The following is a 26,620-nucleotide window of genomic DNA, read 5'->3' on the forward strand; positions in this document are numbered from 1 at the left end:
TTGAGTGCCGTTTTGTGGTAATCCTTCTAATTTTGGCGGAGATTTGGAATTATTGGCTAGAAACACTGAGACAAGAGCAAAATTAAACGAAGAGATTTTAGGATATCAGCCATTCTTCAGCACTTATCAGCCAAACCTCAGTACTTATCAGCCATTCTTCAGATTTATCAGCCAAACCTCAGATTTATCAGCCAAACCTCAGATTTATCAGCCAAACCTCAGATTTATCAGCCAAACTTCATAACTTATCAGCCATTCTTCAGATTTATCAGCCAAACTTCAGTACTTATCAGCCAAACTTCAGATTTATCAGCCAAACCTCAGTACTTATCAGCCAAACCTCAGTACTTATCAGCCAAACCTCAGTACTTATCAGCCAAACTTCAGATTTATCAGCCAAACCTCAGTACTTATCAGCCAAACCACCAGCAACTACCAACCCCCTCTCACTCACACCACAAATTCCAAATAAAAACGCCTCTCACATGCAGATTATCTACATCCAAAAGGCGTTCTCTTATTACAATACTTTGATTTTATCTAGATCAGCTTTATCCAGTACTGTTTTCATATATTCAATAATTTCTTCTCGCATTTCATCGCGTTGTAAAGCAAATTCTAATGTTGTTTTTACGAATCCTAATGTTTCACCAACATCATAACGATCTCCTTCGAAATCATAAGCAAAAACACGTTGAATTTGGTTTAATTGTTGGATGGCATCTGTTAATTGGATTTCTCCGCCTGCACCTGTTTTTTGATTTTCCAAGTACATGAAGATTTCTGGCGTTAGCACATAGCGACCCATGATTGCTAGGTTAGAAGGTGCTGTTCCAGGAGCTGGTTTTTCAATGAAATTATTCACCTGGTATCTTCTTCCTTCGCTCTCGCCTGGATCGACAATTCCGTAACGGTGTGTTTCATTATCTGGCACTGTTTGAACGCCGATAACAGAAGCATGTGTTTCTTCGTATTGGTCAATTAATTGTTTTAAGCATGGTGTATCGCTCTGAACGATGTCGTCACCAAGTAAAACAGCAAATGGCTCATCGCCAATAAAGCTTTTTGCACACCATACAGCATGTCCTAAGCCTTTTGGCTCTTTTTGTCTAATATAATGAATATCTGCAAGATTTGAAGAATATTGAACTTTCTCAAGCAATTCAAATTTCTCTTTATCACGAAGATTCTGTTCTAATTCATGTGCGTAATCGAAGTGATCTTCAATCGCTCTTTTTCCTTTACCTGTAACGATAATAATATCTTCAATACCAGAAGCAATTGCTTCTTCTACGATATATTGAATAGTAGGTTTATCGACAATTGGTAACATTTCTTTCGGCATCGCTTTCGTTGCTGGCAAAAATCTAGTACCTAGACCAGCGGCTGGAATGATCGCTTTTCTTACTTTTTTCAACTTATTTCCTCCTTTAGGCAATTCACTTTTGATTATACCATTTTTTTGCTAAAAAGGAATTCAAATACGAATTTCTTCTTTGTAAATTATTAGTAAAAAACACAAAGATGTTCTGTATAAAATCCTATCATCCTACCACTTCGTTCTTTATAACGTACAACTATTATATCACTTTGGCTTTTCTTTGAGAATAGTTGTATATGTATTTTTTAATAACTTATCACTTTTTACAATATTTTGTCAAATTATCCCTAAAAAGCATTAATTACATCTATAATTTTCAGAAAACTTATTATTTCAGCATACAAAAAAAGAGTTGTGATGACAACCCTTTTCTTCTAATATTATTCCGGATATACTTCTTCTTCGGTGACCCACTTGTGGTTTGTTACCCTTTCGCCACCTGTTGTCGGTTGATAATCTACCATATATACGGTTGTGTTCTCAGCGGATTCAATCGTTGCTTTTGCACCTTTCATCCCTTCCATATGATCTGCTTCTAAGGTAACCTCTGTCCCTTTTTCAAGCATTTCATTTCCAGCATCCTTTATTTCCTCTTGGATAACCCATTTATGATGCTTGACTGGTTTTCCACCTGTTGTCGGAGTGTAAGTCACTTCATACGCAATCGTGTTAAATGCATTTAATACCGTCGCTTCTGCTCCGTCCATTCCTTCCATATGATCTGCCTTTAAGATGACTTGACTACCTTCTTTATAAGTTGGATCTGATGCTGGCTCTAGGTCATCGGGAATATCTGAAGATCCTGTTTCTTTATGTTCATGCTGAGTTTGCGTAGATTGATTTTCACCATCGCTATTTTTTTCACCAGATGAACAACCGTAAAATAGTAACAGTACGGCAAAAATCGCCGCCATGTAAAAATGCCTTCTTTTCATTTCATTACCTCCTCTATTATTATGAATTCTTTCACTTTAGAGGTTATTTTAAACATACGTCTATTTATTAGCGAGAGGTAATTGGATTGTGAATGTGGTACCCATTCCATCTTCTGAGACAAAATCTATTTTGCCCTTATGTTCTGCGATAATGTTATAGCAGATTACTAGCCCTAGCCCGGTTCCTTTTTCTTTTGTTGTATAAAAGGGTTCCCCCAGCTTATTCTTTACTTCATCTGGTATTCCTTTCCCATTATCATTAATAGTAACAACTACCCATTTTCCATCAAGCTTTGCTTCCATATTTATGGTGCCGCCATTATCCATTGCTTCAATCGCATTTTTGACCAAATTGATAAAAACTTGTTTCATCTGATCCACATTGCATAATGTAATTAAATGATCTCCATATGTATCTAAATTAATGACAACATTATCTAAATTGGCTTGTGATTGCATCAATGTATAGACATCGAGAAGAATTTTCCCAATATTTGTTTCTTTAATCTCTGATCTGGCTGGCTTTCCTAAGAACATTAGCTCGCTTGCGATTGTTTCGATTCGATTGATTTCAAGATCAAGGATTGGATAAATATCATCTAATTTCATCGCACCTTGGTATGCCAGCTTTAAAAAACCTTTAATAGCCGTGAGAGGATTTCTAATTTCATGGGCAATACTTGCTGCTAGTTGTCCTGCTATTCCAAGTTTTTCATTTTTTATCTGAAGCTGCTGATTCTCTTTTCTGACACTTATATCTCGAGCAATGATAATAATGGTGGAACTTAAATCTTCAAAAAGAAACGGATAAGCTAAAACTTCTACCTCTACCTTTTTTCCTTTTGAGGTAATCAGCTGCATTTCATACGGAGTCGAAATTTCTTCTTTCCATATATTTCTATTTTTATCTAAATAGTTTTCTAGAAAATCTGGCTCCATAATCTCATAAGCTGACTTTCCGACAAGATCTTCTGCATCTAGTAACTTTGCAGCTGCTTTATTTACATACATAATAATATTGTTGGAAGTAATAAATACCGCGTCTAGCATGTCCTCTACTAGCCGGGAATAGTAGGTTTGTGCTAATTGTAAATTAGCAATTGTCTCTTCATATTTACCATTTCGCACGGGGGATGGAGGTAAGATTTCTTTTTCATAAACACTGGATAATGTAAATTCCGTATCTGTCATCACATATGGATGGTATTTTTTTAAGCGTATATAATTGCTTGCTGATAACTCCATCCCGTCATAAACACATACCGTATAATTATGATAATTCCTTATGTACTCATCCACTTCATCCTCATATTGAAGTAATTTGTCTATGTTACTTTTTTCACTTAAGACTCTTGGTATTATTTTCCCCCAATAACGGATGGTAATTTCTTTATTGAAAAAAAGGGTAGGATCCACCAAGTCTTTGCTTGCCTCCAACATATTCTCCAAACATAGCTCTCCGTTTTTAAAATAAACATCTTCACTATTAATAAAGTTTATTTTATCAATTAGCTTAGTATGTAATCCGTTCGCTTCCAACTTTTTTATTATTAGTGGCCATATTTTCTTCTGATCGACAAAAATTACTATTTGCTCCAAAAGCAGACCGGTTTTTAAGAAGGACGCCGCATTAGTTATGTATTTATCTTCATCGTTCATTAAGTACAAGATATGGGCGCCACTTGTCATATCAGAGAGATTTGTAAGAGCAACCTCTGGATGAAACCTTGTCTGAGGAGTATATACAGCCATTAAAAACCCCCAACTTTCTTTATAAAGTTTAATATCCTTTTATTATAGCATGTAAATTTCCGACTATTTGGATGATTTTATTATTTTTTCAAAAAGAGAGAGTTCCTTACTATGCAGGAAGGAACTCTCTCTCCATCTATTCTTCATATTCATACAATGTTACACTCTCAATATAATGAACAAATCTACGAAGTTCTTTCGCCTGTTCTCGATTCACTTCTCCTTTTTCATACATCTTCTGTATGGCTGCACGTTGCTGATCCACGATACCTAGACGCAATTCTTCTATTTGTTCCTGCAGCCTTTCATTAAATGATGCAGTTGGTTTTTCCCAGCGATCGACCATCCGTCGGTATTCTAAAATAACGGATTCCACCTGCTGTTTATGTTCCGCTGTCTCTTTCCATTGTTCTAAATAGAAAAGAGCAGATTTCATCGAATTTAATAGAACTTCTTTGCTGATACGAATTTGTTCTCTTCGATCGGATTTATTGCCGCGGTGCTTCCGAACAAAACGTTTCCAGCCTCTCATGGCCTTTCCAAACAGAAATCTCGTCCCAGTCTGCACATTGGTACATAGAATTTCTTCGCATTAATCCAATGATTTTTCAAAAATCGCAAACACTTCTTCTGAAATTTTTTCCTTTTTTACTAACTGGTGTACATAGTTACGTTCTTCTTTTAAGGCGCGCAATCTAATTTCAACCAAGGCTGAATAATTATTCTCTTCCTCTTCTGTTCTTGCCACTTGATAATTTAATTGCTTAATGCGTCGTTTATACTCATCAATTAGTTCATAAGCAGCCGCTGTATTTTCTTCATTCATTTCTAAATAGAGCTTATCAATAGTAGAAAGCATAATTTTTTTCTTTGCCCTAATTACTAGATCTTCATCATTTATTTCTGTCTCTCCACTACTTTTACTAAGAAATGGCAAAAATATCGTAGCTGCAAGTAAAGTGAACATGATAACACCTGCAGCTAGAAAAAGAATTAAGGAACGCTCAGGAAATCCTTGACCAGTATGGATGACAAAGGGGATAGACAGCACCCCTGCCATTGTTACCGCCCCGCGGACTCCTGTTAGACTGACAAGTAAAGTATGTTTAATACTCGGCTTTTCAATTTCTCTCTTCTTGTTCATTTTATATTCATAAATGGAAAATAAATAAGACCAGAAAAAGCGAATACCAAGAATAACCATTCCAATTAACATAACATATCCGATAATTAACCAGTTACTTAAAGAAGGATCTTCCACTGTATCCACAATAGAAGATGGGATATTCAATCCGAGTAATAAGAAGACTATTCCGTTAAGAATAAAGATAACGATAGACCAAATATTTTCCGTTAATACCTGTTCCTCCGCAAGCATCGTTTCTGTTCGTTCACTGACTAAGGAGTGAATAATTCCACCTACTACAACAGCAATCACCCCAGAAGCATGGAGCATTTCCTCCGCTATAATAAAAATTAGAAACGGTGTCAGCACCTGTAACAAGGAGTGAAATGTAACATCCTGAATTCCCTGTTTTCGTAAAATAAAGCGGATGATGATGATAAGGAGACTTAAAACAAGTCCTGCTACAGCTCCTATAAAAAAGGTATACGTGAAATCAGTCAATGCCTCTGTAATCGAGAAATATCCTGTGACAACAGCAGCAACTGCGTAATTAAATGCCACTAGTCCTGAAGCATCATTAATCAGCGATTCTCCTCTTACAAGGTTGAGCACACTTGCCGGAATATGAATACGTTTCGCAATCCCATTGACAGCTACTGGATCTGTCGGGGATAAAATTGCCGCTAAAGCAAAAGCTGCTGCGAGCGGGATACTGGGAATAAGCCAATGAACAAAATAGCCGCCAACGATAGTTGTAAGCAATACTAAAATGATGGCATTGCCTAAAATAGAAGTGCGCATCTTCCATAGCTCTTCTCTTGGAAAATGCCTACCATCGTTATAGAGCAAGGGGGCAACGAACAAAAGCAAAAACCACTCTGCCTCTAGTTCAAGCTCAAAGTCGGAGAAGAGAAGTGCCATCACTACTCCAAAGGCAATTTGCGTTAAGGCAGTTGGGATAGAGGGAAGATAATGACTGACAATATTTGAAATCAGTAAACAAAATAATAATAAAATAATTGTTATTAATAACTCCATCTTGTTGGCTCCTTGCAGATTCTTATGCTAGTTTTTCTCCTTTTTATGTAGATTATGTTGGAATGAGATTAAAAAGAGATTCCCAACAGGAACCTCAATCCATAATTAAACCATATATCTTTCCTTTATCAGTTTCAAATGATGAAGCTCATGACCGGCGATAATATAAGCAAGAGCCAGGACAGTAAATTCTCCATTATTAGCAAAACCCCTGTTTTCCCAAGTATCTTCTGAAAGACCTCTCAACAAGCTTACCGTAGATTTGCGGACTGCCACCAATTCTTCTAATAGGTCCTCTATTGTTCTTGTCGAAAAGCGGGCATTCTCCACATAGCCTTCATCATCATAGCCGGCTAATGGTGTTTTATCTCCTCGAGCAATCCGCATTAAGCGATATGCCTGAATTCTCTCCGTATCGATCATATGACCAATTACTTCGATGAGCGACCACTTTCCCTCTGCATAGCGAAAATCTCTTCGGTCTTCGTTTTTCTTTATATAAGCAACTGTTTCTTCTATTTGAGCATTAATTATTGCAATAATATCTCCCTCTGGAACTAAGCCTACATACCCCCGATAATGTTCTGGATAATCGCAAATTGCTGGTCTTATCATGCTGACTCCCCCTTATTCTTCTACTGGAGATTTAGGTCCTGTTAATTCTAGCTGATAAAAAGCTAAATCTAACCATTTCTCAAATTTATAGCCGGCTTTTTTGATCGTGCCTGAATACGTAAATCCTAATTTCTCATGAATAAAAATACTTCCTTTATTCGTACTGTCAATTCCTGCAATAAGGGTTGCATATCCCTCTTCTTCCGCTCGCTCGATTAGCGCTTTTAATAAGTGTGTGCCAATTCCTTTCTTTCTTGCTTCTTTATGAACATACACCGAATGCTCAATCGAATATTTATAAGCAGGCCATGCGCGAAATGGTCCATATGTTGCAAAACCAAGCACCCTCCCAGCCTCCTCGAAAACAAAAAGAGGATATCCGCCCTCCAGTTTCTGGTTATACCATGCTTTTCTGTCTTCTAAGGAATGTGCACGATAATCATATACAGCCGTTGTATGTAAAATAGCATCATTATATATTTCCAAAACCTCTTCTAAATCTGTTTCCTTCATCTCACGGATCATCGCCATATCCCCTTTTTTCTATAATTTGAAAAATTCCATCTAATTTTATAATCTTATTAAGTAAGATACCAATTTGGGGCGAAAAATGAAAGTATTATCTACCTTATCTAATGAAAAAAGATGTCCTATTAAAGACATCCCAGACTGTAGACAAACTCCTGTATTTTGGAAATAGAAGTTTAACTAAAAAAATATTTATTAACCTCTTTGAATCAAGGGGTTACTTTCCGCTCCAAGCAACGATAAAAATGCAATTCTACTTCACCAATACCTTTTTATCGACAAACTGAGATGTCTATTAAAGACATCCCTTACTCTTTCCTGCTATTATAGCCACTATCTCCAAACGGCTGTAATTTCTCCAGCCACTTTTCTTCCAACTTAGTCAGCTCTTCCTTTTCATTGTAATAAGGATCATCTTTCCTTGGCTTTAATACTTCTACTATCTCAAAGGAAAATGCCTCTTTTCCATATTGCTTCCATTCGTCCACCAGTTTTTTATTTGCATATCCGCCATTTTCCAAGGAAAATTTTACGCCATTAATGGTTTTGAAATTTCTTGTACTAACGACACAGACTTTCCCATTCTTCTTATTAGTGATTGTATAAATACCGGCTTCAACTGGAATTTCTTTATATTGCATTTTCAACTCTTTTTTTCGATCCATTGTGATTCACCTTTCTCTTATTTTTTTACCAGTAAAGACTTCCATCTGCTTTACGGTCAAGAAATCCGTATTCGATTAAATATCTTCTAATAAGAACATAGTCATCGTAAATTGTTTTTAAATGTTGATTCAATTGCTTCTCCGTGTAGCTTTCTTGCGCATCTAAATACTTCGCTATTTCCCGAAGCACCCCTAATTTCTGCTTTTGTTTGATTGGAAATTTACTTAATATACCATTATTGAAATATTTGGCTACTATCTTTTCCTGCTCTTCTTCCGTGATATTATATCTGTCGTCAACCATTACAGCAGTAGGATGAACAGGGACAAAGCTTGGCGCATGATGGTCCTTTTCCTTCAGCAGCTCCATTATTGCCAGAAAATTTTTCGCCTGCCTTTCTTTTTCCTTAAGAGCAAAACGATGATGCCGAATGGTTGAAGCACTGCCGATTTTCAACTCCTCTTTCACTTCTTCATCCCTTTTTCCCTGATAAAACAGCTCCAGCAATTTTGTCTGATGCTCCGTTAACCCTGTCAGCTTTTTATCTAAGCTTAGTAAATAATGAAAAACTGATTGATGGACATCCTCGATATGACGCTTCATGTACTTTTCCGCTTCATATAATCTGCCGCCTTCCGGGTAGATAACCCCTTTCTCGATCTCCTCCCCACATAAAAGACAAAGATACGAATCTGAATTCTCTATATAACCTTTTTTTAATTCATCAATCGTTGCATTTTGAAAATAAGATGAAACATTCATTTATAAACACTCCATTAATTCGTTTGTTATTTTACAAACAATTATTATTTACGTTAGTTAAATATTAAACTTTCTTTGGATAATCGTCAATAGTCTTAGGAGTTTTTTGTTGATGGATCTTTGGCGTGCTTTGAGGCTTTTGGGGTTTCTTTCTTTTTCAGCTTCTATTGGAGTTAGGTTATGCAAGCTATTTTTCTTCTCTATTCTATTTTTTGGTTTTCATCTGCGCTATGAACGCCATCTTTCTCTTCCCTGCTCTCCTTTTTGGTTTTCATCTGCGCTATGAACACCATCTTTCTCTTCCCTGCTCTCCTTTTTGGTTTTCATCTGCGCTATGAACACCTTTTTTCTCTTCCCTGCTCTCCTTTTTGGCTTTCATCTGCGCTATGAACGCCATCTTTCTCTTCCCTGCTCTCCTTTTTGGCTTTCATCTGCGCTATGAACGCCTCTTTTTTCTTCCCAACTCTATTTTTTGGTTTTCATCTGCGCTATGAACACCATCTTTCTCTTCCCTGCTCTCCTTTTTGGCTTTCATCAACGTTATGAACACCTTTTTTCTCTTCCCTTCTCTCCTTTTTGGTTTTCATCTGCGCTATGAACACCATCTTTCTCTTCCCTGATCTCCTTTTTGGCTTTCATCTGCGCTATGAACACCATCTTTCTCTTCCCTGCTCTCCTTTTTGGTTTTCATCTGCGCTATGAACACCTTTTTTCTCTTCCCTGCTCTCCTTTTTGGCTTTCATCTGCGCTATGAACGCCATCTTTCTCTTCCCTGCTCTCCTTTTTGGCTTTCATCTGCGCTATGAACGCCTCTTTTTTCTTCCCAACTCTATTTTTTGGTTTTCATCTGCGCTATGAACACCATCTTTCTCTTCCCTGCTCTCCTTTTTGGCTTTCATCAACGTTATGAACACCTTTTTTCTCTTCCCTTCTCTCCTTTTTGGTTTTCATCTGCGCTATGAACACCATCTTTCTCTTCCCTGATCTCCTTTTTGGCTTTCATCTGCGCTATGAACACCATCTTTCTCTTCCCTGCTCTCCTTTTTGGTTTTCATCTGCGCTATGAACACCATCTTTCTCTTCCCTGCTCTCCTTTTTGGTTTTCATCTGCGCTATGAACACCTTTTTTCTCTTCCCTGCTCTCCTTTTTGGTTTTCATCAACGTTATGAACACCATCTTTCTCTTCCCTGCTCTCCTTTTTGGCTTTCATCTGCGCTATGAACGCCATCTTTCTCTTCCCTGCTCTCCTTTTTGGTTTTCATCAACGTTATGAACACCTTTTTTCTCTTCCCAGCCCTCTTTCATCTTAGCTCTCCATCTATCAATCTCTGAATGGACATTCCCAAACAAGTGTACTACCATGAAAGAAACAGCTTTTATTGGAGGATATATGGATGAATATTCTTTGGGATTTTGATGGTACGTTATTTGATACGTATCCTGCTTATACAAATATTATTTATAAGGTATTAGGTGAAAAGGTGGACAAAGCTCTTATCTATAAAGAGCTAAAAGTATCTTTTTCTCATGCGATGGAATATTTCAACATATCAGACCAGCAGCGAAGTGAGATTAAGCTTATGAATAAAGGAATTGCTGCGGATGAGGTAAAACCTTTTACAGGGGTAGAAGAGATTTTGAAAGCTGCGAAAACAAATGTAATTATGACGCATAAAAGCTATAATGGTGTTGTCCATTTTCTTCGGCACTATGGGTGGGAGCTTTATTTTGCTGAAATAGTAACATTGGAGAATGGTTTTCCGCGGAAGCCTGCGGTTGATGCCTATCACTATTTGCACACGAAGTATTCTATTGACTTAGCTATTGGTGATAGAGAACTAGATTTGATTCCGGCTAGGGAATTAGGCATACAAACTTGTATATTTCAAAATCAATGTGAATTTGCTGACTTTCAACTTTCAAACTTTGCTGATTTTTTCAAAGTATACCCAATGAAGGCGTAATGATAAAGATAACAAAGAGCATTCCTTCCATCACGGAATGCTCTTTACTCTTTTTCCAACACTACTTCGATGATTTCAGGGCGATTAAAAATCCGCTGGGGAATGATGCTATTTCCTAAGCCCCTATTCACAATCATTGCTGTGTCTGCTTTTTTATACATACCAGCTGTGTATTCTGGCATGAAGCCTTGATCTGGTGCGACGACTCCACCGATAAAGGGCAATCTTACTTGACCACCATGGGCATGACCTGTTAAAACTAAATCTATTTTTTCATAGAGAGAAAAAAGCTCTGGTCGATGGGAAAGCAATAAATTGAAATGTTCTTCATCCTTCAATCCACCTATTATTTCAACTAGCTCATCCTCTCTAGATAAAAAGGTTGGATCATCTACACCCATAATATTAATCGTTTCTCCTCCAACCTCTACAAGAGTCTGTTCATTTCTTAACACAAATACACCTGCATGCTTTAAATTCGCTTCTAACGACGGAAATTCCCCTGACCAGTATTCATGATTACCTGTTACATAATACGTTGGCGCTAGCTTAACAAGCCTTTCCATTAAAGTCATACTTTTTTGTTCATCGTATTTTTTTGAATCCACAAGGTCTCCCGTAAAAACGATCAGGTCTGGTTTTAGCTTTTTTACTTGCTGTATTAAACGCTGTTGCTCTTTTCCAAATTGCTTGCTATGTAGGTCCGATAACTGCACTATTTTTATCGGCTTTGTTATTTTGGGAGACGAGAGAGTAAAGCTCGAGGTCGATAAATGATTATTCTGGTAGTATGAAAAAAATATACATATGCCTATTAAAATAGCAAGAAGCAACACTCTTTTTTTCACTATATTCACTCTTTCTCCCAGTTCACCTCAAATCCACCTTGTAATCCATCTCCGGTCACAATAAGCTTATAGGTTTCTGTTTTTTTTGCATCAAAGGTTAAAACTTTTTTCTCTTCATTACTTATGCCAATTCTTCGATTTTTTTCATCTATCAAATAATACCCGAAGCCACCGCCATTGCGATTGGTAAAATCAATGTGAACGGTAACCCTTTCCCCTTTTTTCGCTTTAATCGGAACCTCATCCTCCCCGTTAAAATAAGCAAAATAGGCTTCGTAGGACTGTTCGCCTCTTACTGTATTCCATTCTTTTTTCACCGTGAAGTCTGGGATTGTTAACAAAAGAAAGAGAATAGGTGTACAAGCAAATATCCACTTAAACCAACTTACTTTTGCGGCTATTTTAATCCCTATATAGAATAAAATCGCGCTAAAACCAGAAACGATAGCAAGGATAGGTAGAACATTCCACATAATCGGCAAAAAAAGACAGACTCCAACCACAATATATAATAATAATTCTAGCTTTGGAAAATAGTTAGATACCCAATCTATTACGATCGAAATAAGAATTCCAAAGCCAAAAAAGCCTATCCAAAAGTATGGATTTTCAATTTCATGTGAAAATAAATATAAATCGAAACTTGATAGAAAAATATAAGAAAAAAAGAGTGTTGCCGCAAAACCAGCTCCTGCTAGTTTTATGAAGGCATATCCCATTCCCCTTCTAAAATTCTGACTATCTACCATATTTGTTCCTCCTAAAGGATAGTTACTCATATTCTATCAAAATAAGAAAATAAATTGTTAAAATTTTGGAAAATAAGCATAAGTTAAGGAAAACTTCCATCAGTCGGTTTTGCTGAGATGGTTATCCTAGCCTTTAGGCATGCGATAAAATCAATTATTGATTTTATATGCTTTTATCATCTTATTCTTTTCCGTCTCAAATAATCACGAGTAGATATCCTTATCTATATATTTTTCAGGAAGTAACATGAAGATTGCTATCTCCTTATTTTCTATTTTGACGGTCAAGCAGCTCTCTTTAAGTTATCCTATTGGGATTCGAAAATTTATTATGCTGTGGGGGATTTAGCTTTTATAAGCTGTGAGGAGGAGGAGGGCATGTTATAACCAACCATTCCGCTTCGCCTCGGCAATGGCCTCCATTCGGTTTTTTGCCCCTAATTTGCTGATTGCTTCTGAGATATAATTGCGAATCGTTCCAGAAGATAAATAAAGCATTGCCGCAAGCTCCTTTACCGATTTCCCTTCTTCAATCAGTACTAATATTTCTCTTTCGCGCTTTGACAATGGGTTTTCCTTTCCTATACTGCCAAAAATCAGTTCAGAGGCGAACTCTCTTTTGCCGTTCATGATTTTGCGAATAGCTTCTGCTAATTCCTCGCTAGGACCATCCTTTAATAAATAGCCATGAACATTGGCATTTAGCGCTCTTTCAAAATATCCTGGTCGCGCAAATGTCGTTAAAATAATCACTTTACAGGGGGATTTCTGCCGCTGTAATTCCTCTGCGACATCCAGGCCGCTTTTAATAGGCATTTCAATATCTAATAGGCAGACATCTGGATTATATTTTTTTATAAGCTCTAATGCCTGTTCGCCATTTTCTGCTTGTCCCACGACCTCCATATCCTCTTCAAAATTAAGCAAGGTTCCTAATGCTCCTCTTAGCATGCGCTGATCTTCAGAGATGATAATTCGTATCACAATATCTCCTCCTCTCTTCCTTCCTTTTGAATAATGGGGACAATGATGTGAATAGTGGTTCCCGAATCAGATGTCATACTCCATTTTCCGTCAACCAATTCCAGTCTTTCACGCATTCCCTTTAATCCATTCCCTTGCGTTTCCTCCGCCTTCACCCCTTTCCCGTTATCCTGCACGATAAGCTCTATCTCGCCTAAACGTTGTTGAATCAATACTTTACTGATGGTCGCCGCACTGTGCCTGATTATATTTGTTACTGCTTCTTTTAAGCAGAGACTAATAATATTCTGGGTTAAAAGCGGGACCTTTTCATCTTCTAGTTCGATTGTTAGTTCGCTTTCTATCTCTGCTGCCTGTATAGCTGTCTGTATCTCTACTATTGCTTCACGAATGGTTATGGCGCGCATATCAGACACAAGCTCGCGAACTTGCTTTAATGCCGAGCGTGATATGCTTTCCATTTCCTTTGCTTCCTGTATAGCACTATCTGGTTGAGCCGGTACCATTTTTGCGACAAGCTGGCTTTTTAATGTCAGCAGGGATAAGGTATGGCCGAGCGTATCATGCAAATCTCGAGCAATTCTCATTCGTTCTTCTCTTTTGACAAGATGGCTAATTTGCTCATTCGCTATATCTAATTGTCTTTCTAAATCCATCCGTCGGTTCATCGAGCGGATTCCAAAAGGAGAAATCAGCATAATGATAAAGAACGGCACTAAGAAAAAGAGAGACTGAGGATTGACACCCTTCCAACTAAAAATAATTGGAATAACCAAAGAAATGGCGAAAAGGCTGTAAAAGTAATAGAAGTACTTTTTGCCTGAGTAATATCCGATAAAGTTAGCAGGAAAATACCCCATAAATAATAGATTAGGATCATAGAAGATACTAAAAAACATGACTATCAAGATTTGCACAACCAGCCAATAATTAAATATACTCTCTTCCATATGACAGTATAATTGTCGATACGCCAGGAGGAAAACAAGTACAAGCAGGATACCAATCAATTGCTTTATCCCCTTCTCCTGCATTACCTGAATAATCGGAAGTAATACGTATACTAAAAAGATATAAGGAAAAAAACCATATCTTTTCGGAAAAAGCTCGAATCTCTTTTTGGTATCCATTTTGCGCCTTACACCGCCTCTTGTTTTTTTCCAATATAAATTGATAATACCATAAATAGGAGAAGATACCCGATAATCATCAGATAATTTAGAAAGGATGGATATTGATCTCTAATAATCTCCCACGCTCCATTAGCGAAATGATAGGAAGGAACCCATTTCGCCACTTGCTGCATAAAGGATGGAAACACATCAATCGGCATCCACATTCCTCCTGTTATTGCCATAGACATATATAATAGATTGCTGATTCCTGAAGCTGTTTCCACTTTTTTGATATTACCGATAATGGTTCCAAGCGCTAGAAACGGGAGGGAACCGAAGAGAATCCAGATTCCGCAAAACATCCACTGGGAAAAAGAAAGATGTACCCCATTAATAAGAACTCCATCTGTAAATATTACCAAGATAGAAAATAAATGAATAACTGTTTGTGCCACCATCTTAGCCCCAAAGTAAGCAAATTGGGAAAGAGGCGTAATATGCAGGAAAATGGTCCACCCTTCTGCTTTTTCCTGCACAATTTTGATTCCTAATGTCATAATACTAGACCCCATAATACTAAATGTTGTCATCGACATTAAATAATGTACATTCCATAACGCCTCATCATCTCGTGGTGCCGTGAAAATATTGGTAAATAAAAAATAAAAAAGGACGGGAATAAGTAAGGACCAAAAGATATAATATTTATTCCGCAGTGTTCGGACGATTTCCGCTTTACTTTGCATCCAAAAAGATTTCATTCTCATTAACCCCCTTCGTATCTTCCATTAACTGCGAGAAAACTTCTTCTAACCGACCAAGCTTTACTTCAATATGCTGAATATCCAACTGTCTTTCGAAAAGTTCTTGTAAAAGCTGATCCGAATTTGTAGCAATCAGCGTTACTTTCTCCTTCTCTTTCTGTACATCCACAACATATGGCAATTCTCGGTAGAAATTTAGACTATAAGGAGATTTCTCCTGAAACATTACCCTTGGTTTTGTAAGTTTTTCCTTCAATTGCTCTGGCGTACCGTCGCCTACTACCTCCCCCTTATTAATCATAATAATTCTTTCCGCTACTTCGTCTGCCTCCTGTAAGTAATGGGTTGTAAAAAGGATTGTCTTTCCTTGCCTATTCAATTCTTTGATTTTTTGCCAAAACTGTTCTCTTGACGTTACGTCCATGCCCACGGTTGGTTCATCTAAAAACAACAAATCAGGATTTCCTGCCAGTGCCAACGCAAAATTCAAGCGTCGTTTCTGCCCGCCAGAAAGCTTTTCCGTCCGTTGATTCCACACTTCTTCTTGAAGCCCCGTTAGTTCCAACAGAGTTGATAACGCTAGCGGACTTTGATAATAGCTTTGAACTAATTGGATTAGCTCCTTTACCTTCAAGCTGTCCATCACACTAACTTCCTGCAGCATCCCACCTACCTTTTCTAATACTTCCTTTTGTCTAGGATTCTTGTGAAAAAGAGAGATAGTTCCTCGGGTAGGCTTAATTAAGCCAAGCATCATCCGCATCGCTGTCGTTTTCCCTGCGCCATTCGCTCCTAAGATTGCCACCATTTCTCCCCGTTTTATTGAAAAGGATATATCTTGAACTGCTTTCTTCCCCTGAAACTCTTTCGTTACATGCCTTAACTCTACAATTGTTTCCAACTACTCCACCTCCAAGCTATTATCCTTAGTATAGCGAGCAAATAAGGGGCGGTTTAGTCGCAGATGTCAGGAATTTAAGATGACAAATGTCATTTTTTTATAAAAAAATGCTCTGGTTACTAACCAGAACACGGTTTGTTTCCTTCTTCTCTTGTCATTACGAAAAACTCTACATCATTTGCATTCATAAAAGCAGAAACTTTACGAAAGCCAAATTTTTCATATAAGGCATTGGCTCGTTTATTAAAGGCTGCAACTGTTAAGCGCAACGGCTGCTTCGTTTCTATGGAATCGATAATAAATTGCATAAAGCCCATGCCCCGTCCCTGTCCTGTTAAGTCAGGACGCATACCGAGGCCGATATCGAAGTATCCTTCTGGATATGCTTGAAACAGATATCCAATTGGAACCTGAGCAACAAAGCCTGTGCAATAGAATCCGACTAGATTCCCTTCCTGTTCAATCGCATAATAAGGGTTTTCTGCAAATTCTTGTAACGATTCCTCTGTTACCTCCCCATTATATAAATCATAGGGGGCAGGATAGGTCCAGCTAAGGATTTCCCTGGCCACCTCTTCTGTCATCTTTTGGATAGTGTAATTCATCCGCTATTTTCTCCTGTCCTTTTATTTCGCGTAAATCCTAAATATCTTGTTCCTTGAAATTGCAGTTCCCCGCTGTCCCCTTCAGCCAGCATGCCGTATTCTTCGTCTTTCAGTTGAAATTCGGTGCGATCTCCATTCGGAAATTCAAATGTGGCAAAGTAATGATTATATGCATGAGTATTTCCTCCGCCGTGAATACTTGTTCGCTTGCCTATTACCTTCGCAGCAGAAGTAAGACGTGGCTGCTGATTGTTCTTGCCCCACTGAAAGATTCCCTTTAAAACATTAAATAAAATAATAGCAAACACAAGAAAAATAAAGAGGCGTACAACTGTAAACATAATATCCCCACCAAGTAGAAATTCTTCCATAGACCAATCTCCTTTTATGATAAGATTATTTTCTTTTTCTCAATATAGTACTTATTACGCCGCTATATGGGAAAAGGTTTCAAAAGGTAGTCATCGTTTTCCTAAAAGGTTATGTTTTTTCACAAAAAAATCTAGTGCTCTCCGCACTAGATTCTGTTAATATACTCGTATTTGTGAATTACTGATGTGGTGCACCTGGAGGATAGAAGCTCGGCGGCATCTTAATCCATCCATGCTCCCTCATTCTTGTTTTCAGCTCCATCCCAAAAATGCTTTTCTCCGTATGGAAACGAATCCACATTAACCCCACATCACTTCGCACACTTTGCGTGATATTAGTGGAACACATAACAATATTGCTTGTCACTTTTGCCGCCAGCAAATTGGCTATCTCCATATCAGTAGATTTCGCTCCTAATGGAACGGCATTCGGATCAGACTTAGGCTTTGACTCAGCAGAATTCGAGAGAGGAACACCTTCCTTAATCATAAACTCCTCTAAAGTTCTGCGTTGCTCTGTTGCTAATTCCTTTGCTTCATGAACCAATTTAATTAAAACATTATCTGTCGTTGTATTAAGTGCCATCTCAAGGACGGGAATTTCATCCGCAATTGCAGCATGATATGTCCAGCAGCCCATCGCCTCTCCAATATGAAGCAAAGGTTTTGGTTCTGAATCAAATCTTGTCCTAATATAATCAAGAAGCGCTTCCATCTTATGTGCCATTACTACACCTCTTAGTGTTTTTTACCTATAATGTTTACAACTAGATGGCAGTTTATTCAAAATAAATGGAAAGGCAAGCAAAAAGTGAAAAGAATCTCCTTTTTTGACAAATGAGCGAGCAGTTAAGTTCACACTAAAACTTATTGATGCTTTTGTTTGCGGGTCTATCTAGTTTTCTTGCGACTTTCTCCACTTTGCTTGCGACTTCCGCTCTTTTACTTGCGACTCTCCACTCAACGCAGCACGCCGATCCGCTTTCTTACTTCTTCTAAAAATGGCAATGTTCGCGCTCTAGCTTTTTCTGCTCCTTTTTGGAGAATAAGATCTATTTTTTCCGGATTTGCCATTAACTCCTGATATTTCTTTCTTGGTTCTTCTAAGAATCGATTCATCACAGCAAATAATTCTTTTTTCACTTCGCCCCATCCGATTCCGCTTTCGTACTTTTTACGCATCTGCGCTATTTCTTCGACACTGGCAAATTCCTTATATAGTGTAAATAGAATAGACGATTCTGTATCCTTTGGAGCTTCTGGCGGAAGCGAGTCAGTTTTGATTTTATTAATGAGCTTTTGTAGCTTTGCCGGTTCTTCAAAAAGCGGAATTGTGTTATGGTAGCTTTTGCTCATTTTTCGACCGTCTAAACCAGGCAAAATGCTTGTTTCTTCATCTACAATATATTCTGGAAGTACAAATGTCTCTCCATATTGGTGATTAAAGCTATCCGCAATATCGCGAGCAATTTCCACATGCTGAATTTGATCTTTTCCGACTGGTACCATATTTGCTTGAAAAGCAAGAATATCAGCTGCCATCAAGATTGGGTACGTAAATAATCCCATATTTACCCCGTCATCTACCTCTTTCCCTGCTTGTTTATTGCTAGCAACTATCCCTTTATAGGCGTGAGCTCGGTTTAGCAATCCCTTTGGGGAAAAGCAAGATAATATCCAACTCAATTCAAAAATTTCCGGCACATTCGATTGACGATAGAAGATTGTTTTTTCAGGATCCAATCCAAGCGCTAACCATGTCGATGCTACTCCATATGTTAATGTTCGAAATTCTTCCTGATCGTGAATTTTTGTTAAACCATGGTAATCCGCAATAAAATAAGCTGCTTGATAATTGTTATTTTCTGCTAGCTTCAAAGCGGGTTTAATCGCTCCTATATAGTTTCCTAAATGAATCTGCCCTGTTGGCTTAATACCTGTTAAGACAATTTGCTCCATTTGATAATCCTCCCTTTTCTTAAGCGAAACCTCCGTCAGCGGGACGATAAGCATCGGATAAAACACAAAAAGGGCTACTCATCCTAAAAAAGGACGAGTAACCCGTGGTGCCACCTTCATTCGTTTATATCCGATAAACGCACTTATCCGTACAGAAACATAGCCGTTTCTTATACTTTGTCTTTTTTAACGGTAAGACGTTCCGCGCAGCCTACTATTGGTTCAGCCTTGAAGCTCCGAAGCCCATTCAGCAATCAATCCGTACTGATTCGCACCAACCATCAGCTCTCTTAAACCTTTCAACTGCCTACTCTTCTTCCTCATCGCTCAATAATATTACATATATAGTAAAATATACATTTCAAAAGGTCAAGAGATCCAAAACGAAAAAATTTTTAAACATAAAATCAACATAACCTCTTGTATTTGCAAATTTTATCTGTTAGTATCTTTATCAAGTTAGCGCTAACTTTAAATTTTACTAATTATATCTTTTAATATATATGCTTTGATTGGAATCAGTAGTGCCTATTTCCCTGTTCTTAGAGAGTCAATGGCCGGTGCAAATTGACACAAAAATAGACGCGAATTACCTCCAGGAGCATTCTTTGTGAAAGAATTTTATTCGATTAGCAAAGAACGGATGAGCCGTTACCCATAATGAGTGGAAGAATAGGAATAATTATATTCTTCAATTAGGGTGGTACCACGTGCTTACAAGCAACCACGTCCCTTTTTTTAGGGGCGTGGTTTTTTTGTTTATTAATCATTTAATTTAACGAAAGGAGAAAAAAGATGAGTCCATTTATTGAACAGTTAACGAGCGACCAAGAAAAAGAAATGAAGAGGCAGCTAGATGTCTATCGCCAAGGCGTGCAAGACATCATTCCAACAGAAGAACTCGCAGAAAAAATTGCAAAATCCCTTGTGACCAATACGCCATTAAAAGTAAAGCTTGGTCTTGACCCATCTGCGCCAGATGTTCACCTTGGCCATACTGTTGTACTGAATAAATTACGCCAATTCCAGGAAAATGGGCATACTATTCAATTGATTATCGGCGATTTCACTGGGAAAATCGGTGATCCAACTGGAAAATCTTCTGCTAGAAAACAACTGACAGATGAAGAAGTAAAGGAGAATGCGAAAACTTATTTTGAGCAATTCGGAAAAGTATTAGACATGGAGAAGGTTGAGCTTCATTACAACTCTAAATGGCTCTCTTCCCTTTCTTTCGAAGATGTTATAGGACTTGCTGGAAAAATAACCGTTGCCCGCTTACTAGAACGAGATGATTTTGAAGAGCGATTAGCATATGGAAAATCGATTTCCTTGCATGAATTTTTTTACCCATTAATGCAAGGGTATGATTCTGTTATGTTAGAGGCAGATATTGAGCTTGGTGGGACAGATCAGCATTTTAACATTCTCATGGGCCGCCACTACCAAGAGAAGTTTGGAAAAGAAAAGCAGATTGCTATATTAATGCCGCTATTAGAAGGATTAGACGGGGTAGAAAAAATGTCTAAGTCAAAGCATAACTACATTGGCATTGATGAGAATCCCAATGAAATGTACGGCAAAGCAATGTCCATCCCTGATCCATTAATGAGCAAATACTTTGAGCTTATTACAGATCTGGAGCCTGCTGAAATCACGCAAATAAAAAAAGAATTGCATACAGGAACTCTTCACCCTCGGGATGCTAAAATGCTGCTAGCCAAAACAATCGTCCGTATGTACCATGGCAAAGAAGCAGCCGAAAAAGCAGAACAGCAATTTATTGCAGTTTTTCAAAAAGGCTCCTTACCAGAGGATATTCCAACCGCTAAGTGGACTGGAAAAAATCCTGAATCGCTTGTTCGGCTATTAGTAGACTTACATCTATTAACCTCGAAAAGTGAAGCAAGACGGATGATACAAAACGGTGGTGTACGCATCAATGGAGAGAAAGTCGAAGAAATGGACCTTGAAGTTTCAATCAATAAGGACTTGATTATTCAAGTAGGAAAAAGAAAGTTTGTAAAACTGCTTAGCGAATAAGAAAAAATGGGCTAGCTGCTAGCCCATTTTTCTATTCTCTCTTTAGGAGCTTACTGCTTCGCCTCCATTTACGTGCAGAACTTGCCCTGTTACAAATCGGGAATCATCGGAAGCTAAGTATACAAAGGTTGGTGCTAGTTCAAATGGTTGGGCCGCTCTTTGCATTGGATTCTCTGAACCAAAGATAGCCACTTGATCAGAGGAGAAGCTCGCCGGAATTAATGGTGTCCAAATTCGTCCTGGCGCTACTGCATTTACTCGAATGCCATCTTTGATAACACTTCTGGCAAGAGCGCGAGTGAAGCCGACATTTGCTGCTTTTGTGGCAACATAGTCAATTAACAGAGGTTCCCCAGCATATGCAACAACAGAAGCAGTGTTAATAATGCTGCTGCCCGGCTTTAAATGAGGAAGCGCTGCTCTTGTCGTATAAAAATGAGAATAAATATTAACCTTAAATGTATTATCAAATTGTTCATCCGTAATATCTGTTAATCTCGCCTGTTGAAATTGAATGCCGACATGGTTACAAAGAATATCCAATTTTCCGAATACCTTAACTGTTTTCTCTACAATATCTATACACTGTTTTTTCTTGCGCAAGTCTCCTGGTAATAACAGACATTGCTGCCCTAACTCCTCAATTCTTTTTTTCGTACGATTCGCATCCTCATGCTCATCTAAATAGGCAATCGCTACATCTGCCCCTTCCTTTGCAAAGGCAATGGCAACGGCTGCACCAATTCCACTATCTCCTCCTGTTATTAAAGCCACTTTCCCTTTCAGCTTTCCACTTCCTATGTAGTGGTCATTTTCAATAATTGGCCTTGGAACCATATAACTTTCAAGTCCCGGCTGACGAAGCTGTCTATTTTCAGGAAAATTAATCGGTATTTCCTCATACTTTGTGATTCTTCCGTAGTTCGGATAAAGCGGATATGGGTCTGTCTGTTTATTGTCAGCAAAAAGTTCTTGAACTTCCTTTAATCCCAAAAGCTTCTCTGATTGATGATTTCTTGTTTCTACTAATTCATAATATGCTTTTGGCACTTGGTACATCGGATCTCTCGGATCATTTACATAAATAGACATACTGATCCCTCCTCATAGTCGTAACATATCGTATGTGGCATTTATTATTTGGTGCCTAATTATCTTTTTGGGACTAACTCTCTTTTGTCGGAAATGAATACATTAAAAGAAGAAATGAAGGAGGGGTATAGATGAGATATGAATTTAACCCAAAGGTAAAACTATTACTACAAAAGCATTCTAATGAAACTGTGTATATGACCTATATCAACCATAAATGGACAATGCCCAAAATAACGTTAAGACCGCCATATTTTAAAAGGCCAGTTTATGAATTACATTTTCCAAAAATATGAGAAAATTAGAGGAATGGAATCTTTTCCATTCCTCTTAGCTTGTCGACAAAAAGATATTGGAGAAGTAAAAATGCATTTTCATGCGTTGCTTGGAGTGGAGGGGGTGAGACTCCCTCGAGGAAAGTTGATATACCAACGTTTACAGCGTTATTTTTTTAGTCCAATATTTTTTTAGGAAAACTCTTTGAATCATATTTTAACTAACTATTCCATTAATTATAATATTTGGTAAGTAAGTGGACGCGACGCTAGAGCCAATAGGGATTTATTGACAAATATACACTATTAGATGCATCCGGTATCTCTACTCTTCTTATGAGGACGTACCCTCCCATGTCTCTTAGCGTCGCGCGCTTACATTCCTTCGTTTGGTCTCATCATAAGGCAGAGGCTGGCATCATGCTCCTGTATGGACTCTAAGTCGTAAGTCTCTCTAAAAGCCAGCTTTCCTGTCATCTTTTTGAATATAACCGTCTTATAGATTTTTATTTGGGTTGGAGGATAGAGAGATCTTGTCTCATTCGCTCCTTATCAAACAGTACTTCTTGCTGACAAAGTCCATGAAAAATCTTTAACATTTTATTACATAGAACGACTAATGCTTCTTTCTTCTTCAAAGGGTTTTCTTTTCTAGAGATATAATACTGATATAAATCATAAAAGGTTTCATTATTTCTAATCAAAGGCAAGACAGCACGATAGAGAAGGGCTCGCAGCTTTCTTCTCCCTCTTTTGGAGATTCGCTTTTGTCCAATCATCTTTCCAGAAGAGTTCTCTCGTAAGGTTAATCCCGCTAATTTAATAAGTTGGCGTGGATGTTTATAATGCTTGAGAGAACCCACTTCTGCTAGTAAATCTATAACGGTAGTTTCCCCAATGCCAGGGATTGATAATAAATAATGATATTCCGCTTGTTGCTCTGCTAGTGTCTTTAAACTTTCATTTACCTGTTCTAATTGCTTTGTCAGAAGTTCGTATTGAGTAATTAAAGAGTAAATTTCTATACGAGCCATATTGGAGCCTTCTGTTAATCCAATAGATTGTACCGCCACTCTCTTTAGTTGTGCTATTTTAGGTCTTGCTGGATACTTTAGTTTTTCCTTTTCCAAGTATAAAAGGACTAACTCCTCGATTTCTTTTTCCATTAAGTCTACTGGTAAAGGGGTATGTTTTAATATGGCACATGCATTCAGCCCTAAATCTTTAAATGCTACTTTAAATTCAGGAAAGTAACGATCCGTCCAGCGAATGATACGATTCTTCACTTTCGAAATGTCCTTTTTCAGATTCCACCGAATAGAGGAACCTTCTCTAAGCTCTGCTTCTATTCCTTCTATTTGACGAGGATCACTAAAGTATCCATTGGTTATTAGTTTAGCAATGACTCTCGCATCCTTCTTATCATTCTTCGTTTGTAAGTTATCATCCAACTCCTTGGAACGATTCACATGTAGAGGATTGACCATGACAAAACGAATATCATTTTGGGTAAGAAAAGCAGCTAAATTCATCCAATAGTGCCCAGTAGGCTCGAATCCAATCAATAAATCATCCTTTTGATGAATTGCCTTTAGATTTTGAAGCTTGAGATAAAATTGATGAAAACCATGATGAGACTGGTGGATAGAAAAAGAGGTACTTAACTCAACCCCTCGATCGTCCACCGCACATGCATAGTGTGTATTTTTAGCAATGTCAATTCCAATGATTAAAGTGGAAGTAGACACTTGATTTAAACGGTGATTACGGGTATTATTCATAATAGATTCTCCTTCTGACGCTGTGTTGATTGGTCTCAATATTAGCATCATAAAGGAGGATCTTTTTTTGTGCAATACCACAGAAACTAATCCCACAGGAATGCTCCTGTGGGATTAGCGAGACAGTCTGAGACCCTGCAGGCTGTAAGCCGAAGCGGCTCAGCGCGAGCCCCACGGAAAGCGAACCCCCGGAGCGGAAAGTAACGTCTAAATTCAAAGAGATTAATAAATATACTTTACTCAAACCTCTATTTCCAAAATACAGGAGTTTGTCTACAGTCTGAGAGGAATGGAATCTTTTCCATTCCTCTTTTATAGGCTAATTCCCTGATTCACTCACCTTCCGCTTCAAAGCAGCATGAGCTTGTCCCCAAAAGATAAGTAAGATACCAATAATCTGCAGAAAATCAGGACGATATGCTGTTAAAACTATATCCATAAAGATTGCAACTGCTGGATCGATAAATACCAGGATTGCAATTGTCCCTGAAGACAGCTTTGGCAAACTGCTAAAAAACAAATAATACACATACCCCGTATGGACGATCCCTGTTAATAAAATATAAAACCAATTCTCTCCCGTTAACTGGCTAAAATAATCCCATTGGACAAATGGCAATAGCATGAGAACCCCTACACCTGTTTGGATAATGGTTGTTAAAATAGGATTTAATTTTGAAATTTTCTTGCCCATCAAAGTGGTTAATGCATAAAACAAGGCTGCTCCAAATGCCCACGGCAATCCAGCTGACATAAGACTTTCTAAAGACAGATAATCTTGCATTCCCCCAACTAATAATGTTCCAATAAAGCATGTAATAACCGTCAACATTACTTTTAAAGTGATCTTTTCCCGATAAAGAAAACTTCCCAGTAACACAACTAGAACCGGTGCCAAATGATAGATCGAAACGGCAACCGTTACGGACATATGCTCAAAGGAACGAAAGAAAAAGACCCAATTGACAACGAGAAACACACCACACAGGACACTAAAGCCAATCTCCTTTTTCTCCACCGTTTCTTTTTTCTTATTTGAAAATAAATACACCAAACTTAATACGACACATGCACAAATGCACCGAATAAATACAAGTTCGATTGATGGCAAATTTGTTTTGGCAGAGAAATAGCCAATCGAACCAAATATAGCCATCGATAATGCAAATTTCATTGCTGCACTCATAATACTCCCCCAAATTCTTCCCAGTTGCTCATTTTACTCTTAATGATATAGAAAAATTGGTCTTTTTGGAATATGTTGGGATGATTTTTTCAGTTTATTTCGTAAATTCTTGAAAAAAATCCTTATTCATTAGAAAAAGAAGGGGTGTGGTCATCATCCGCAGACTGAATACACTTCACTTTCCATAGGGCGAGCGCCGAGCCGCTTCGGCGTATACGCTCCTGCAGGGTCTCGGACTTTCTCGCAGCTCCCATAGGAGTCTCCGTGTATTCAGTCAACTCCATTTTCCCTAGTAATTTTAGTTTACTAAAAAAAATAGAACTAAATAAACACTAAAAACGGAGTGTAATGGAGCGGAGGACACTCAAATCCTATGGGAAGCAAAGCAATCTTTAGACCCTACAGGAGGCTTAGGTTGTTCCCCGGCGCATAGAGTGTCAGTAGCGTAATAGAACGAGTTGATTTTACTTCTTAATTAGAGATTGTTTGTCTTTATCTATTATATATTTTATCCTAGCCTCCATTCAGAAAACAAAAAAACCCTTTCTGAGAAAGGGTTAAATTCTTTTTGCACCATAGTATTTTGTTTTCCAATAAGAGTTAGATAGCTTGTCCACTTTTACTCCTTTGGAGGAGGAACTATGGATAAACTGATTACTTCCTATGTATATGCCGACATGGGAGGCACCTTTTTTATATGTTTTAAAGAAGATTAAATCTCCTTTTTTCAAGTTTGATTTCTTTACTTTTTTTCCTTTTTTATACATGCTCGCGGTTGTTCGCGGCAGTGATTTGCCGACCTTTTTGTAGCTATAACCGACAAAGCCGGAGCAGTCAAATCCTTTTGGAGATGTTCCTCCATATTTATATGGTGTTCCAATGTATTTTTTTGCAACAGTAACAACTGATTTCTTTGAAGCAGCGCTTGCTTCATGGGCATTAAATATGCCGGAAAATAACAAACCAAATGACAGGAGTGACATAACAAGAACTTTTTTCATGTAGTGACCTCATTTTAAAATATTGTTCCCAAGGCTTCCTTCTATCAACAAAATCTATCTTCTCATATTATTCAGATAATTAGGTTACAGCTAGATAGAAATTCGATTACAAATCTATTACACTATTATTCAAGAATAACTTTCCTACGGTTCCAATATCTTCTTATTAGCTAATTTC

Annotated in this window: 27 protein-coding genes and 2 other annotated features; of the genes, 4 read left to right on the forward strand and 23 right to left on the reverse strand. The window is 37.8% G+C overall.

Annotation, left to right across the window (positions count from 1 at the left end):
• Positions 1-4 precede the first annotated feature (4 nt).
• On the forward strand, positions 5-244 hold the full coding sequence (locus NST77_RS18390) for a hypothetical protein (protein ID WP_341123387.1): 240 nt from the start codon (positions 5-7) through the stop codon (positions 242-244).
• Positions 245-520: 276 nt separating this feature from the next.
• On the opposite strand, the gene galU is transcribed toward NST77_RS18390, so the two are convergent.
• From galU to NST77_RS18435, 9 genes are all read right to left on the reverse strand, one after another.
• Entirely contained in the window at positions 521-1,417 is an 897-nt protein-coding gene (galU, locus tag NST77_RS18395) for a UTP--glucose-1-phosphate uridylyltransferase GalU (protein WP_095329639.1), read from the reverse strand.
• A 344-nt stretch (positions 1,418-1,761) separates the two neighbouring features.
• Complete coding sequence (locus NST77_RS18400; RefSeq protein WP_095329638.1) at positions 1,762-2,316, reverse strand: YdhK family protein; 555 nt, start codon at positions 2,314-2,316, stop codon at positions 1,762-1,764.
• A gap of 60 nt (positions 2,317-2,376) precedes the next feature.
• Positions 2,377-4,068, reverse strand: a complete 1,692-nt coding sequence (locus NST77_RS18405) for an ATP-binding protein (protein WP_171510150.1) — start codon at positions 4,066-4,068, stop codon at positions 2,377-2,379.
• 136 nt (positions 4,069-4,204) lie between these two features.
• Positions 4,205-4,600: a hypothetical protein gene (locus NST77_RS18410; protein ID WP_341123388.1), complete on the reverse strand. Its 396-nt coding sequence runs from the start codon at positions 4,598-4,600 to the stop codon at positions 4,205-4,207.
• 60 nt (positions 4,601-4,660) lie between these two features.
• Positions 4,661-6,232: a Na+/H+ antiporter gene (locus NST77_RS18415; protein ID WP_341123389.1), complete on the reverse strand. Its 1,572-nt coding sequence runs from the start codon at positions 6,230-6,232 to the stop codon at positions 4,661-4,663.
• A 105-nt stretch (positions 6,233-6,337) separates the two neighbouring features.
• On the reverse strand, positions 6,338-6,847 hold the full coding sequence (locus NST77_RS18420; protein ID WP_123258473.1) for a DinB family protein: 510 nt from the start codon (positions 6,845-6,847) through the stop codon (positions 6,338-6,340).
• Positions 6,848-6,859: 12 nt separating this feature from the next.
• Positions 6,860-7,372, reverse strand: coding sequence for a GNAT family N-acetyltransferase (locus NST77_RS18425; RefSeq protein WP_171510151.1), 513 nt, complete (start codon positions 7,370-7,372; stop codon positions 6,860-6,862).
• 311 nt (positions 7,373-7,683) lie between these two features.
• Positions 7,684-8,040: a GIY-YIG nuclease family protein gene (locus tag NST77_RS18430; protein ID WP_123258475.1), complete on the reverse strand. Its 357-nt coding sequence runs from the start codon at positions 8,038-8,040 to the stop codon at positions 7,684-7,686.
• Between the two features lie 25 nt (positions 8,041-8,065).
• Entirely contained in the window at positions 8,066-8,803 is a 738-nt protein-coding gene (locus NST77_RS18435) for a DUF2087 domain-containing protein (RefSeq protein WP_341123391.1), read from the reverse strand.
• A gap of 1,395 nt (positions 8,804-10,198) precedes the next feature.
• Here NST77_RS18435 and NST77_RS18440 point away from each other — a divergent pair.
• The gene (locus NST77_RS18440; RefSeq protein WP_095329629.1) at positions 10,199-10,768 is read left to right on the forward strand and encodes an HAD hydrolase-like protein; all 570 of its coding nucleotides are present in this window, start codon (positions 10,199-10,201) and stop codon (positions 10,766-10,768) included.
• A 44-nt stretch (positions 10,769-10,812) separates the two neighbouring features.
• Here the strand turns inward: NST77_RS18440 and NST77_RS18445 are convergent, their stop codons facing one another.
• The 10 genes from NST77_RS18445 to NST77_RS18490 form a co-directional block, all read right to left on the reverse strand.
• The gene (locus NST77_RS18445) at positions 10,813-11,616 is read right to left on the reverse strand and encodes a metallophosphoesterase (RefSeq protein ID WP_141231334.1); all 804 of its coding nucleotides are present in this window, start codon (positions 11,614-11,616) and stop codon (positions 10,813-10,815) included.
• A gap of 5 nt (positions 11,617-11,621) precedes the next feature.
• The gene (locus NST77_RS18450) at positions 11,622-12,365 is read right to left on the reverse strand and encodes a hypothetical protein (protein ID WP_095329628.1); all 744 of its coding nucleotides are present in this window, start codon (positions 12,363-12,365) and stop codon (positions 11,622-11,624) included.
• Between the two features lie 381 nt (positions 12,366-12,746).
• Positions 12,747-13,349 (reverse strand): response regulator transcription factor, encoded by a 603-nt coding sequence (locus tag NST77_RS18455; protein ID WP_095329627.1) that lies wholly within the window; start codon positions 13,347-13,349, stop codon positions 12,747-12,749.
• Entirely contained in the window at positions 13,346-14,479 is a 1,134-nt protein-coding gene (locus tag NST77_RS18460) for a sensor histidine kinase (RefSeq protein WP_341123392.1), read from the reverse strand. Before NST77_RS18460 ends, NST77_RS18455 begins: the two co-directional genes overlap by 4 nt.
• A gap of 8 nt (positions 14,480-14,487) precedes the next feature.
• A complete protein-coding gene (locus NST77_RS18465; RefSeq protein ID WP_341123393.1) occupies positions 14,488-15,225 on the reverse strand; it encodes an ABC transporter permease in 738 nt (245 codons plus the stop codon).
• Entirely contained in the window at positions 15,200-16,129 is a 930-nt protein-coding gene (locus NST77_RS18470) for an ABC transporter ATP-binding protein (RefSeq protein ID WP_123260312.1), read from the reverse strand. Before NST77_RS18470 ends, NST77_RS18465 begins: the two co-directional genes overlap by 26 nt.
• Positions 16,130-16,248: 119 nt before the next feature.
• The gene (locus NST77_RS18475; RefSeq protein ID WP_163187390.1) at positions 16,249-16,734 is read right to left on the reverse strand and encodes a GNAT family N-acetyltransferase; all 486 of its coding nucleotides are present in this window, start codon (positions 16,732-16,734) and stop codon (positions 16,249-16,251) included.
• On the reverse strand, positions 16,731-17,105 hold the full coding sequence (locus NST77_RS18480; RefSeq protein ID WP_095329622.1) for a DUF2500 domain-containing protein: 375 nt from the start codon (positions 17,103-17,105) through the stop codon (positions 16,731-16,733). Before NST77_RS18480 ends, NST77_RS18475 begins: the two co-directional genes overlap by 4 nt.
• Positions 17,106-17,283: 178 nt before the next feature.
• The gene (locus NST77_RS18485; protein WP_095329621.1) at positions 17,284-17,832 is read right to left on the reverse strand and encodes a DUF3231 family protein; all 549 of its coding nucleotides are present in this window, start codon (positions 17,830-17,832) and stop codon (positions 17,284-17,286) included.
• 233 nt (positions 17,833-18,065) lie between these two features.
• Entirely contained in the window at positions 18,066-19,064 is a 999-nt protein-coding gene (locus NST77_RS18490; protein WP_341123394.1) for a tryptophan--tRNA ligase, read from the reverse strand.
• A gap of 86 nt (positions 19,065-19,150) precedes the next feature.
• Positions 19,151-19,397, reverse strand: a binding site (T-box leader).
• 166 nt (positions 19,398-19,563) lie between these two features.
• Positions 19,564-19,801 (forward strand) — a binding site (T-box leader).
• Positions 19,802-19,859: 58 nt separating this feature from the next.
• On the opposite strand from NST77_RS18490, the gene tyrS reads away from it, so the two are divergent.
• Positions 19,860-21,107 (forward strand): tyrosine--tRNA ligase, encoded by a 1,248-nt coding sequence (tyrS, locus tag NST77_RS18495; RefSeq protein ID WP_163187394.1) that lies wholly within the window; start codon positions 19,860-19,862, stop codon positions 21,105-21,107.
• Positions 21,108-21,149: 42 nt separating this feature from the next.
• Here tyrS and NST77_RS18500 read toward each other — a convergent pair whose 3' ends face one another.
• Positions 21,150-22,199, reverse strand: a complete 1,050-nt coding sequence (locus NST77_RS18500) for an SDR family oxidoreductase (protein WP_413230961.1) — start codon at positions 22,197-22,199, stop codon at positions 21,150-21,152.
• A gap of 131 nt (positions 22,200-22,330) precedes the next feature.
• Here NST77_RS18500 and NST77_RS18505 point away from each other — a divergent pair, with 131 nt between their 5' ends.
• Positions 22,331-22,495, forward strand: a complete 165-nt coding sequence (locus tag NST77_RS18505) for a hypothetical protein (protein WP_164463730.1) — start codon at positions 22,331-22,333, stop codon at positions 22,493-22,495.
• Between the two features lie 485 nt (positions 22,496-22,980).
• On the opposite strand, the gene NST77_RS18510 is transcribed toward NST77_RS18505, so the two are convergent.
• The 3 genes from NST77_RS18510 to NST77_RS18520 form a co-directional block, all read right to left on the reverse strand.
• The gene (locus tag NST77_RS18510; RefSeq protein WP_047945042.1) at positions 22,981-24,255 is read right to left on the reverse strand and encodes an IS110 family transposase; all 1,275 of its coding nucleotides are present in this window, start codon (positions 24,253-24,255) and stop codon (positions 22,981-22,983) included.
• 319 nt (positions 24,256-24,574) lie between these two features.
• Positions 24,575-25,441, reverse strand: a complete 867-nt coding sequence (locus tag NST77_RS18515) for a DMT family transporter (RefSeq protein ID WP_341123395.1) — start codon at positions 25,439-25,441, stop codon at positions 24,575-24,577.
• A 557-nt stretch (positions 25,442-25,998) separates the two neighbouring features.
• Positions 25,999-26,442 carry a C40 family peptidase gene (locus NST77_RS18520; protein ID WP_095329616.1) on the reverse strand — a complete coding sequence of 148 codons (444 nt, stop codon included), beginning with the start codon at positions 26,440-26,442 and terminating at the stop codon, positions 25,999-26,001.
• Positions 26,443-26,620: the final 178 nt, after the last annotated feature.

The sequence above is a fragment of the Niallia sp. FSL W8-0177 genome, from assembly GCF_038006285.1.
Classification (GTDB): Bacteria; Bacillota; Bacilli; order Bacillales; family Cytobacillaceae; genus Niallia; species Niallia circulans_A.

Excerpts from the sequence above, each read along its gene's own strand:
- NST77_RS18485 (WP_095329621.1), bottom strand. The coding sequence starts at position 17,832 with ATGGCACATAAGATGGAAGCGCTTCTTGATTATATTAGGACAAGATTT.
- NST77_RS18490 (WP_341123394.1), bottom strand. The coding sequence starts at position 19,064 with ATGGAGCAAATTGTCTTAACAGGTATTAAGCCAACAGGGCAGATTCAT.
- tyrS (WP_163187394.1), top strand. The coding sequence starts at position 19,860 with ATGAGTCCATTTATTGAACAGTTAACGAGCGACCAAGAAAAAGAAATG.
- NST77_RS18510 (WP_047945042.1), bottom strand. The coding sequence starts at position 24,255 with ATGAATAATACCCGTAATCACCGTTTAAATCAAGTGTCTACTTCCACT.
- NST77_RS18410 (WP_341123388.1), bottom strand. The coding sequence starts at position 4,600 with ATGAGAGGCTGGAAACGTTTTGTTCGGAAGCACCGCGGCAATAAATCC.
- NST77_RS18435 (WP_341123391.1), bottom strand. The coding sequence starts at position 8,803 with ATGAATGTTTCATCTTATTTTCAAAATGCAACGATTGATGAATTAAAA.
- NST77_RS18415 (WP_341123389.1), bottom strand. The coding sequence starts at position 6,232 with ATGGAGTTATTAATAACAATTATTTTATTATTATTTTGTTTACTGATT.
- NST77_RS18440 (WP_095329629.1), top strand. The coding sequence starts at position 10,199 with ATGAATATTCTTTGGGATTTTGATGGTACGTTATTTGATACGTATCCT.
- NST77_RS18465 (WP_341123393.1), bottom strand. The coding sequence starts at position 15,225 with ATGAAATCTTTTTGGATGCAAAGTAAAGCGGAAATCGTCCGAACACTG.
- NST77_RS18420 (WP_123258473.1), bottom strand. The coding sequence starts at position 6,847 with ATGATAAGACCAGCAATTTGCGATTATCCAGAACATTATCGGGGGTAT.
- NST77_RS18520 (WP_095329616.1), bottom strand. The coding sequence starts at position 26,442 with ATGAAAAAAGTTCTTGTTATGTCACTCCTGTCATTTGGTTTGTTATTT.
- NST77_RS18480 (WP_095329622.1), bottom strand. The coding sequence starts at position 17,105 with ATGGAAGAATTTCTACTTGGTGGGGATATTATGTTTACAGTTGTACGC.
- NST77_RS18460 (WP_341123392.1), bottom strand. The coding sequence starts at position 14,479 with ATGGATACCAAAAAGAGATTCGAGCTTTTTCCGAAAAGATATGGTTTT.
- NST77_RS18450 (WP_095329628.1), bottom strand. The coding sequence starts at position 12,365 with ATGGTAGATAGTCAGAATTTTAGAAGGGGAATGGGATATGCCTTCATA.
- NST77_RS18500 (WP_413230961.1), bottom strand. The coding sequence starts at position 22,199 with ATGTCTATTTATGTAAATGATCCGAGAGATCCGATGTACCAAGTGCCA.
- NST77_RS18430 (WP_123258475.1), bottom strand. The coding sequence starts at position 8,040 with ATGGATCGAAAAAAAGAGTTGAAAATGCAATATAAAGAAATTCCAGTT.
- NST77_RS18475 (WP_163187390.1), bottom strand. The coding sequence starts at position 16,734 with ATGAATTACACTATCCAAAAGATGACAGAAGAGGTGGCCAGGGAAATC.
- NST77_RS18505 (WP_164463730.1), top strand. The coding sequence starts at position 22,331 with ATGAGATATGAATTTAACCCAAAGGTAAAACTATTACTACAAAAGCAT.
- NST77_RS18400 (WP_095329638.1), bottom strand. The coding sequence starts at position 2,316 with ATGAAAAGAAGGCATTTTTACATGGCGGCGATTTTTGCCGTACTGTTA.
- NST77_RS18515 (WP_341123395.1), bottom strand. The coding sequence starts at position 25,441 with ATGAGTGCAGCAATGAAATTTGCATTATCGATGGCTATATTTGGTTCG.
- NST77_RS18405 (WP_171510150.1), bottom strand. The coding sequence starts at position 4,068 with ATGGCTGTATATACTCCTCAGACAAGGTTTCATCCAGAGGTTGCTCTT.
- NST77_RS18425 (WP_171510151.1), bottom strand. The coding sequence starts at position 7,372 with ATGATCCGTGAGATGAAGGAAACAGATTTAGAAGAGGTTTTGGAAATA.